This window comes from Streptomyces sp. NPDC038213 (assembly GCF_055600495.1).
This window is the reverse complement of record NZ_JBVJYM010000077.1, coordinates 1-1,412: the sequence shown is the minus strand read 5'-3', so window position 1 is coordinate 1,412 and position 1,412 is coordinate 1. Positions and strand designations below refer to the sequence as shown.

At 71.9% G+C, this 1,412-nt stretch carries 3 protein-coding genes; 1 reads left to right on the top strand and 2 read right to left on the bottom strand.

Annotated elements, in window-relative coordinates; all coding sequences use genetic code 11:
- Positions 1-364: DUF4394 domain-containing protein (locus ACZ7JZ_RS36025; protein ID WP_470947398.1), on the top strand; the 364-nt coding region annotated here is incomplete at its 5' end.
- A 188-nt stretch (positions 365-552) separates the two neighbouring features.
- Here the strand turns inward: ACZ7JZ_RS36025 and ACZ7JZ_RS36020 are convergent.
- Entirely contained in the window at positions 553-930 is a 378-nt protein-coding gene (locus ACZ7JZ_RS36020) for a DoxX family protein (protein ID WP_470947395.1), read from the bottom strand.
- Between the two features lie 230 nt (positions 931-1,160).
- A partial coding sequence (locus tag ACZ7JZ_RS36015) for a fasciclin domain-containing protein (RefSeq protein ID WP_470947392.1) occupies positions 1,161-1,412 on the bottom strand: 252 nt, incomplete at its 5' end.

Below are 1,412 nucleotides of genomic sequence, written 5' to 3'. Positions count from 1 at the left end.
GCCGCCGTCCACCGCCACGGGCGTCACCGGCGCCGCCTACACCAACAACGACCTGAACACGGCCACCGCGACCACGCTCTTCGACCTCGACACGATGGCCGACCGCGTCTCCCTGCAGTCCCCGGCCAACGCCGGCACCCTCGCCCCGACCGGGAACCTCGGCCTGGACGCCGCGCCCGACGCCGGGTTCGACATCTACTCCGACCCCGCGACCGGGGCCAACCACGGCTTCGCGACCATCGCAAACGGCGGCTCGTACCGCCTGTACTCCGTCGACGTACTGACCGGCAAGGCCACCGCCAGGGGCGCCTTCCCGAAGAAGCACCAGGTCACCGACCTGGCCCTGCCCCTCAACCAGAAGTAGCGCCCTTCGGCGTCGGCCCCGGACACGTGCGATCTGCGGCTCGTCCGGGGCCGGACTGTGACCGCCGGGCGGCAGATACGTGCGCGGACATGCCCAGCCCGGGCGGGGGCGGTGCCGTCGGCCGTGGCCTGAAGTCACGGGCGAGTCCCGTTCCTTCCCGCGCGCCGGAGGCTGCCGCCCCGCTGCAGTCAGGCCCGGGGTGTGCCGGTGCGGCGGACGCGCAGGGCCCACAGGACCAGGGGGGCCTGGAGCGGAAGCCGGGCCAGTGCCGCCGCCCGCAGGGGGGTGGGGCGGTCGCGCCAGTCGTAGGCCATCTGCACGTTCGCGGGGAGGACGGCGATGAAGAGGGCGGCTGCGGCCAGCGCGCCGGATCGCCGTGTGCGGGGGACGGCGACCGCGGCGCCCACTGCGATCTCCGCGAGCCCGCTGATGTGCGTCCAGGCCCGGGGCGGGCCGGGCAGGGCGCGGGGTACGAGGGCGTCGAACTGACGCGGAAGCGCGAAATGGGCGGCGCCGGCCGCTATGAGCAGGCCGCTGAGCAGCCGGGCGGAAGCAGATGCTGGCATGTGTCGTTCCCTCATGGCTGGCACGGTACACAGAAGAGCTACTGAAGAGTAGGTTGCCGGCGAGGGCGGTACGGCGCCGCGGAAGTACTCGCGTGTCCTTCGACAAAGCGCGCAGGGGCTGCGCGTCCGGGCGCGACGGGGCCGGGCGCGCAGCCATGCGTTTCAAGGGGGAGCGGGCCAGGGGCCGGTCCTTCCAGGACCGGCCCCCTGAGCACTCCTTGTCGTCCGGGCTACTTGGGCATCAGGACGGTGTCGATGATGTAGACGTTGGCGTTGGCGGTCTTCACGTTGCCGCAGACGACGTTGGCGGTGTCGTTGACCTTGTAGGCCTCGCCGGAGCCGGTGGTGGTGACCATGCCCTTCTGGAGGGTCTCGAAGCTGCCGTTCTCGAGCTGCTGGGGGGTGAGCTTCTGGCCGACGACGTGGTAGGTGAGGATCTTGGTGAGGGTGGCCTTGTCGGCGAGGACCTTGTCGAGGTCGGC

Excerpts from the sequence above, each read along its gene's own strand:
- ACZ7JZ_RS36020 (WP_470947395.1), bottom strand. The coding sequence starts at position 930 with ATGCCAGCATCTGCTTCCGCCCGGCTGCTCAGCGGCCTGCTCATAGCG.